The organism is Paenalicyclobacillus cellulosilyticus (genome assembly GCF_014647315.1).
GTDB lineage: Bacteria > Bacillota > Bacilli > Alicyclobacillales > Alicyclobacillaceae > Alicyclobacillus_J > Alicyclobacillus_J cellulosilyticus.
The window spans coordinates 1-7805 of the sequence record NZ_BMOY01000064.1; the positions used below are offsets into that span (position 1 = coordinate 1).

A 7805-nucleotide genomic window follows, 5' to 3' on the forward strand; every position below is an offset into this window, starting at 1 on the left:
TTGGAATGCGCCACAATTCCAGGTGACAATGACGGTTGGAAAAACGCCGTCAAATAAAGCGAGCGTGGACAACGGGCAGCGGGCACGAAAACTCCATCTACGAATTGTCAGGACCGCCCATCACGTACGACGATCTCGCTGCCATGCTCAGCGATGTGCTTGGCCGTGCGGTACCGGTGGAGCATGTGGACGATGACCGGTACGCAGAGATCATGGCTGGTGCTGGGGTGCCTGAGCCGATCATCCCATTCTTGGTTGCCATCCAGCGCGCCATCCGAGAAGGAGCGCTGGACGTCGTCAGTGACGACTTCGAAAAACTGTTGGGCCGGCCCGTGACACCTGTTCCGCAGGCGATTGCGGCGATGGTCGAGCGGCTGCGCGGCTGAGTCATCGGCGCTGCGACGACGAGCATCATCTCCTGCGCGATCCGCATCGCATCCGGGAGCCGCTGCAGGGCGACTTCATACCACACGCCATCCCCGAACGTCCACCCGACGACAAAGGAGGGCCGGTTGCCGTTTTGGTCGGCAAGGACGAACCCTCTCATCACACCTCGGACGACAGGCCCGTGGCGAACTGTCCATGTGTCAATCGTGCGCGCAAAGCTCAGCGCCTGTTGCCCTTGACTGTACGCTCCGAATGTGTGCGTGAGGTATTGCCAACGTCCGCTCGACCAGAAGAAAGCATCATCCTGTACTTTGTCCACGTGCACCCAAATGGCCTTCTTTCCCGATGGCAGGCGAACCGTACGCTCAATCCCGCCGTCTGCCATCGGTTCGCGTACATGGAGATGTATAACTGAATCGAACCATTTCTCTTGGTCTTCGCGGCGGCCCTGAAAAGATCCCTCGAACGTGGCGTCGGAAAATGTGCGCGTGTGGCTATGTGCAGGTCGCCAGAAGATGTCTGCGCCGTATCCTTGGGCATCCGTATCCAAAGTCACGGCCAACGCTTCACCAGGCCCACGAGATTGCAGGCCGCTCAGTTCCGTCGGGCACATCACGGGTACCGGACTGTGCGCCAACAGCCAGGCGACGGCAGCAGCGGGAAACTTGCCGTCACCGGGCACACCGAACGTGGCGCTCAATCCAGGCAGAGTCTGGGCGGACTTGGTGGCTGGTGTCGCCACCGCAATCTTCGGATCCCCATTCACAACGACAAGGGTCATGGCAGAGCCCATCACGAACGAACGTACAGCCAGCGTCCACCATTTCATCCCCCAGGCCGTCAGCACCATCGGGAATCACCTTCTCCGCATCGACGATTCATGGACGATAGAAACCACGCCCAACTGGTCGGCTGAGCCAAGACCACAGCGAGCCGGTGTCGACGCGGTATGGGACGATAGGAAAGTCAGCGTTCGTATTGGGATCCCACTGGAAGTGCAACTGGAAATCCTCTCGCATAGATGACGCTCGCGGACTTCTTTCGTCATGGATTCGTGAAATACCTGCCCAAAATTCGATGGGCGCCGCATTGCGGGCGTGGAAGATGAGCCGTCACATTGCATATCATTATGATTGTTTTTACTCAGCATTTCGCATGAACATACAATAAATCTGAGACACGCTCCTAGGGCACCCTGCTGACGCGCGACACCGGCGCGATCGACGGGAACAACGCGAAGAGGCTCGTGCAGATTGGGAGCAGCAGTGGGTTGGGAGGTCGGAATTGGGGGAGTGAACGGGGCCCCCACCATAAAGGTTGGGGGCAGACGTGTGATGTCCGAATAAATACCACAGAACTGGACCGCGACAGTGCCTCGTGCCGTCGTGTTGCTCCTTCACCTGACGGATGCCGGTATTGCTGCTATGTGACCGGCCTTTAGTGTCAGCCGCTAGCTTCCCAGAAACTGGCCATTATACACCAGGTGCCCCCTCGATGGCCCCGGCCCAGCCGCCCTTTGCTTTGCGGTGATTCTGAGTCAGCCCGCACGTTCGACCAAATGCACGCCCTGTTCCCACACGTTCGGCGTGACAGTTTTACGCAACAGATGTGTCGCCTGCCGCAACCAGTACTTCCTCTGCTTGTGCCAATGTCGAGCTGCTTGGAGCAGCCGTGTTGCCTGCGGGTCCGCGGCGATCAGCCGCGACATCGCCGCTGCCGCCTGCTTCAGGTGGGCGTATGCTTCCAACAGACATTCCACTGTCATGACTACGAGTCGCGTCTGATCCTCGTCCGTCCACGTCCAGCCACGGTTCAACCGTAAAAGGTTGCCTGCTGCGGTGTTCATATGATAACTGGTTTCATAATTTTGCTTGTGCACCGCAGCCAACTCCGGTTGATTGGCGAGTGTCGGCAACCACTTCATCTCCGTAGTTAACGAACAGAAGATTTGTTCGGCTCGAATGCTGTGTCTGAGGTGTTGCAGAATCATCTCCCAAGGTGTCGCATACACGTGAATTCCTTCCACGGTACTCCCTCGCTTTCTCCATCTAACAGGCTCTCCATCGGTATCATATGGGCGTCTTTTGTCCCGTGTTCCAGAGAGGCGGACGCAACGCCTCGCATCCTGCGGCGCTTCCTGGACCGGTACGGCACCGTGTTCGTGAAGCCGTCGGGCGGCTCACGAGGCCGCGGCATTATCAAGGTGTGGCGGGCGGGCGGACACGTTTGGGTGAAGCACACGATCCATCCGGCGCGATCGTTCACCTGCGAGGACGAGGCAGTGCGACACGTGGAGCGGCTGCAGGAGAACGGGGCGTACATGGTGCAGCAGGGCATATCACTGATTCGGATTGGCGGGCGCCCTGTGGACATCCGCGTGATGGTACAGCGGACCCGCCCGTGCGGTCCGTGGCTGTACTCGGGGATGGTGGCCAAGGTGGCGGGGCCCGGGAGTGTGGTGACCAACGTGGCGCTCAGCCACGGCCGCGTGATGGAGGTGAAACAGGCGCTACGCACCGTATTCGGTCCCCGACGTGCCGAGACTTGCGTGCGGGAAATGAAGCGGCTAGCCCTGACGGCCGCTCGTCACTTCGACACATATCAGCCCTATCGGGAACTCGGATTCGACATCGGCATCGACCGCAGCGGAAGGGTTTGGCTGATCGAGGAGAACACGGGGCCCAGCCACCACCTGATGAAGCAATTGAGGTCCAATCCCGGATTGGGCCGGTTGATTGAACACCGGTGGAGCCAGTACCAGCGAGCACTGCGCAGCAACAGGCGGCGAGTTTGACCGTCTGCCGCTTGATGGCGCGGCAGGCACCGAACTCGCCAGGGCAAAAAGGTGCTCCGTATGGTACTTGGATCAAGATATGAAGATTAGCAAAATATTTGCAGCCAACATGAAAACGGCCTCTCGGACAACCCGAAAGGCCGCGTCACACTTGCATTTTTCTGGAGGCGCTACCCGGATTCGAACCGGGGAATCGAGGTTTTGCAGTTCTCGGGGTATCATATCACCCTGTCCGCCATGTTCCATTACGTCCGCGAAGTCCGCTTCCGTCCGTGTGTTCTCATCGTCATGTGATACTGCGTCCGGGCTGTTTTGTCACGTTCGTTTGCAATTTGGTTTGCAATCGCGTTTGCAATCGCATCAACCCCTCCCCATCGGGCATCCTACCCACCGAAGGGAGGCATCCAACCTATGGCACTCGGCCAAAAACGCAACACCCCCGTCGTTCCCCAGTCCGCCCGCGTCCTGGAACAACTCAAATACGAGATCGCACATGAACTCGGCATCTCCATCCCGCAAGACGGTTACTGGGGCACGATGCTGACGCGCGACACCGGCGCGATCGGCGGGAACATCACCAAGAGGCTGGTTCAGATTGCGGAGCAGCAGTTGGCTGGGCAGCAGTAAATCTGTTGTGGTTCACTCCGGCGTGTCATATACTGATGGGCACGGAACACACGTTCGGGGGTGAAACCATGCGCGTCTCTTCCATCCTCCGCGAACTCCTCGTCCTTGAATACATCGAACGCCAACTGTATCGCCGGCGCCGCGAACTCAAGCAACAGCTCGCGGCCGCCGGCGTGCGTTTTGTCGAGCGCGAAGACACCGAACTCGACACGATGATCCGCTACGTCGAGCGCGGCTGGGAGCGGCAGGCCGTGTACATGCGTCCCATGCTCGACGCGGAGGCGGAGGGGCGGTTGCGGAGGGCGGGGGTGGGGCGGCGATGAACAAGGCGAGAGGAACATCGCTCATTGAACGTTTCACCAAGCCGACACGCTCTACCCTCCGGCACGAAACTCCGCGATACGCTGCTCCCACTGTTTGCGTAATTCTACTCTCGACACCTGCAGCACCCTCCTCGATGTCGTTTGAGACGATTATCCAGTCTCACGCCGACCGATACGAGGTGTGCTGCGTTTGACGGATACGTTTCCGGGTTCGGTTTCCGGGTTCGGTTTCCGGGTGGTCGACACTACTCAACTTTGGCTACTGGTTGCGATTCCGAGATCTATATTAAAGAGGACCAGAACGGCGAAAAAACCGCGCCGTAGCGCGGTTCGTACCCTCGACCCAGAGGGGTCTAACTGTAAAACTTGAGGTAATTACCTTTAAAATTTAATTATAGTAGACAGTGAGAGGTCCATAAGATTGAGTTTTTGTTGTTGGATTCCCAACGTATACCTCGTAAGTCCCTGACGGACAGTTAACGTAGTCATTTAGAGCGGACACGGTACCACTGATAATCGGACCCGAGTACTGATTGTAATTGTTCACGTTCACGACGATAATTTGCGCACCATCAGCGAAGTATCCTCCAACGGAAATACCTCCGGCAACCGTAGTCGCAATCGCAATCTCCGCCGCATAACCTGGAGGCACGTTTCGCGCATAGAATGGACCTTCACTGCCTCTTGCTTCTGGTTGGATCTGAATAGACGTCGTAAAGTTTTTCGCATTAGCAAAAGTAGAAAGAGGAACGAGAGTGGAAGTAGGTTCCTGTGTGTTCTTAGCAAACGACGCCCCAGGAGTCAAAACAACGACCAAAGCTGCTCCGATACTTAACAGACTCTTCTTCATTATCGATCATCCTTTCAGCACTTATTGTCTACTATAATATATCATATTTGTATTAGTGTAAATGGTGTTGAAAATTTTTCTATTTAAGGTAGATACTCTAATTGAAATAGACATTTATGGAACTATACGATTGGGACGTAGACTTCGTGGATGCAATGTATACATCGTACGTACCTGGAGGAGTAGCGATGTAGTTGCTGCTTACGATAACTTTGCCAACCTTCACAGAACTCGTGTATATTCGACCACTATTGACTTGTATGCAAATAATGTACCCACCGTCATAAAAATTGCCCTCCACGGCAATTCCGCCTTTGAGTGTCGTTACTGAAGCAAGAAGATGTGCATGGCCACTCTTAACCGTTACATTGAATGGGCCGGTAAAGCCTCTCATTTTGGATGGCACTTTAAGAGTCGAAGGTTCCGGTCTTGCCGGAGTCGGGTTACCCAATTCAGATAATGATGGAGAATTATAAGAATTTATTATTGATATAAGTTTTTGTTTGTCGTTGGACTCCAATACTGATAATGGGATCAAAAAACGTTGCACCGATGCATACGCTTCTTGCAGCCAGTTCGGTGAAGCATAAAAAGCAACTGGTACCAAGCTGAGCGTCAATACACAAGCACTAATCCACAACCCTGTGCGGAGCGTATTCATTTTTTTATGAAAACGGATTGGGAATAATGATTCGAAGTTACTGAGCATTTCACCGTTACTGGTCTTCTCACTAGATATGACCTTTTTGGCCATAGATTCGAAATCAATCCCTCTCGTATTGATTGATAAATAGTAGTTCTTAAGTAAATCCTCAACGTCTTCCAAGGACTCAAAATTAGAACTCTCCATGAACTTCCTCATGAAATCTCCTCCGCTCACTTGAATTATTCATCTGTGAACGTTCTGACTTTGCTTTTGTCGACAAAAGATTACGTCTGATCTGTTTCAGTGCCCTGTGGATTTTGACTCTGACGGTGCTCGTGGGAATCCCTGTAATTGTAGATATATCCTTGCAAGTGAAATCCCCACCGTAACGTAGCGCGATTAGATATCTGTCAAGGTCGGACAGTTTAGTTAATGAGAGGGCAATGTCAATTTGGTCCTCGATGTTTGCATAAGGTTCGCAGCATTCTACGAACGAGATGTTGCTCTCCAGATCGACTTCGTGCCGGCGCCTTGCATGCCTCTGGTAATCGATAAAGGTATTCCAAAGGATTCTATAAAACCAAGCTCGTGCATTCCCTGTAATTGCTACTCTTGATCTCCATGCTCGTAGAAATGCCTCCTGAACCAGATCTTCTGATAACTGTAGATTGCGCGTCCAACTAAATACTATGCGTAATGCCTGTGAACCTACTTCTTGCGCAAAACGAGTGAAGCTTTCTTCATCATCCACACCAACATGGGGCCATTCAGGAGGATTTGATGTCACTCATAATCCACCTCTTTTTCTTTGTTCTATATTCATTTGACCGATAATGATCTGAAAATGTTTCACTCTCTTAATCCGATTGTCGATCTTAACGGGGTACTAATAGGATGGTGTTAGCACACACCTCATCTTCCGCGCCCGCAATGCGGCGCCCATCGAATTTTGGGTAGGTGTTTCACGAATACATGACGAAGGAAGTCCGCGAGTGTCATCTATGCGGGAGGATTTCCAGTTGCACTTCCAGTGAGATCCCAATACAAACGCTGACTTTCCTATCATCCCATACCGCGTCGGCGCCGACCCGCTGTGGTCTTGGCTCGCCGACCAGTTGGGCGTGGTTTCTATCGTCGATCGCCATGTGCAGGAAAAAGTGGGCGTGGAACCAGGTGACTGCCGCCTTTCCCATGGCTGGTAGTGTCCCGTCAAGACCAGATATCAAATGTCAAGGGGTTGAATACCTTTGGCCTACATAATGTAGGAATCCAAAAATTCAGATATATATTCCCAGGACCGAATACGGGTTTGTCTAATTTCTATAATCATACATGTATTGCATATGGTTTCCTGTCACGTAACACGGCGTAAATGATATGCGTCAACTTACGAGCGACGGCACCTATCGCAGCCAAGTGATGTTTGCCCTGTGCCCGCTTTTGCTCATAGAAATCCCTCAATGTCGGGTCGTATGTCTTCGCTGTCGTGGCAGCTAGCCAAATGGCTCGTCGAAGGTACGGTGAACCACGCTTAGACATTCTGTTGCGGATTCCAGTGAACTCCCCGGATTGATGTACAGTCGGGTCAATCCCTGCATAAGCAACGAGTTTAGCTCCGCTAGAGAATCTTGAGTGAGACATCCATGTCGGACTTCGACGCCACGGGAGTATGAAAATGAGGAGATATTGCGATACGATCGCGTCAGCAGCCGCCAGAGCTCGTTTGACGGTGGTGCATAAGCGTCAAACCGTCCCCACCTTGCATGGGTGAGGGCGTCAGTCTGACAACCTATTCACCGCGCCTTTCGAATCGCTTCCGGCAGGCTCGCTGACCATGGCAGCAGGGCATCCAATGCGTCCGGGCTGTCCAGGTCTGTGTTCGGCAGCCGCTCAAACAGATGCTGCAGGTATGCGAACGGGTGCCCTTTTACCCACACATTGCATCCCAAATGCCACGCTAACGCGCGCGCTTCAATTGTTTCCACGATTCAAGGATGCCATCTCCTAACTCCTTCCTGCATTTACCGCATACCATCTTTCCGTAAAACGCTACCAAATCCTCCGCCTCCCCGCAAAACACACACCCCGGCGCGTACTTCCGCAGGAGGATGTACTCCCCGTCCACGAATATCTCCAGGCCGTCGCCTTTCTCAATCCCCATCGTCCGCCGCAACTCCA

Annotated in this window: 11 protein-coding genes; 3 read left to right on the plus strand and 8 right to left on the minus strand. The window is 53.6% G+C overall.

The annotated features are described in order from the left end of the window. Nucleotides 1-97 precede the first annotated feature (97 nt). Both IEX97_RS12530 and IEX97_RS12535 read right to left on the minus strand, forming a co-directional pair. Nucleotides 98-1237 (minus strand): hypothetical protein, encoded by a 1140-nt coding sequence (locus IEX97_RS12530; RefSeq protein WP_188883446.1) that lies wholly within the window; start codon nucleotides 1235-1237, stop codon nucleotides 98-100. Nucleotides 1238-1924: 687 nt separating this feature from the next. Further along, nucleotides 1925-2413 (minus strand): hypothetical protein, encoded by a 489-nt coding sequence (locus tag IEX97_RS12535; RefSeq protein WP_188883447.1) that lies wholly within the window; start codon nucleotides 2411-2413, stop codon nucleotides 1925-1927. On the opposite strand from IEX97_RS12535, the gene IEX97_RS12540 reads away from it, so the two are divergent. The 3 genes from IEX97_RS12540 to IEX97_RS12550 all read left to right on the plus strand — a co-directional run bounded on the left by IEX97_RS12540 (nucleotide 2399) and on the right by IEX97_RS12550 (nucleotide 4131). Further along, the gene (locus IEX97_RS12540) at nucleotides 2399-3181 is read left to right on the plus strand and encodes a YheC/YheD family protein (RefSeq protein ID WP_188883448.1); all 783 of its coding nucleotides are present in this window, start codon (nucleotides 2399-2401) and stop codon (nucleotides 3179-3181) included. The genes IEX97_RS12535 and IEX97_RS12540 overlap by 15 nt on opposite strands. Before the next feature lie 411 nt (nucleotides 3182-3592). Next, complete coding sequence (locus tag IEX97_RS12545; RefSeq protein ID WP_188883449.1) at nucleotides 3593-3808, plus strand: alpha/beta-type small acid-soluble spore protein; 216 nt, start codon at nucleotides 3593-3595, stop codon at nucleotides 3806-3808. 68 nt (nucleotides 3809-3876) lie between these two features. Next, nucleotides 3877-4131, plus strand: a complete 255-nt coding sequence (locus IEX97_RS12550; RefSeq protein WP_188883450.1) for a YhjD family protein — start codon at nucleotides 3877-3879, stop codon at nucleotides 4129-4131. 388 nt (nucleotides 4132-4519) lie between these two features. Here IEX97_RS12550 and IEX97_RS12555 read toward each other — a convergent pair whose 3' ends face one another. The 6 genes from IEX97_RS12555 to IEX97_RS13630 all read right to left on the minus strand — a co-directional run. Next, entirely contained in the window at nucleotides 4520-4981 is a 462-nt protein-coding gene (locus IEX97_RS12555; RefSeq protein WP_188883451.1) for a hypothetical protein, read from the minus strand. A 97-nt stretch (nucleotides 4982-5078) separates the two neighbouring features. Beyond that, nucleotides 5079-5843, minus strand: coding sequence for a hypothetical protein (locus IEX97_RS12560; RefSeq protein WP_188883452.1), 765 nt, complete (start codon nucleotides 5841-5843; stop codon nucleotides 5079-5081). Further along, a complete protein-coding gene (locus tag IEX97_RS14025; protein WP_188883453.1) occupies nucleotides 5818-6414 on the minus strand; it encodes an RNA polymerase sigma factor in 597 nt (198 codons plus the stop codon). Before IEX97_RS14025 ends, IEX97_RS12560 begins: the two co-directional genes overlap by 26 nt. Before the next feature lie 539 nt (nucleotides 6415-6953). Next, nucleotides 6954-7268 carry a transposase gene (locus IEX97_RS12570; RefSeq protein WP_229776899.1) on the minus strand — a complete coding sequence of 105 codons (315 nt, stop codon included), beginning with the start codon at nucleotides 7266-7268 and terminating at the stop codon, nucleotides 6954-6956. Nucleotides 7269-7420: 152 nt separating this feature from the next. Beyond that, nucleotides 7421-7564 carry a transposase domain-containing protein gene (locus IEX97_RS12575; protein ID WP_188883454.1) on the minus strand — a complete coding sequence of 48 codons (144 nt, stop codon included), beginning with the start codon at nucleotides 7562-7564 and terminating at the stop codon, nucleotides 7421-7423. Between the two features lie 20 nt (nucleotides 7565-7584). Further along, nucleotides 7585-7805: AbrB/MazE/SpoVT family DNA-binding domain-containing protein (locus tag IEX97_RS13630; protein ID WP_229776900.1), on the minus strand; the 221-nt coding region annotated here is incomplete at its 5' end.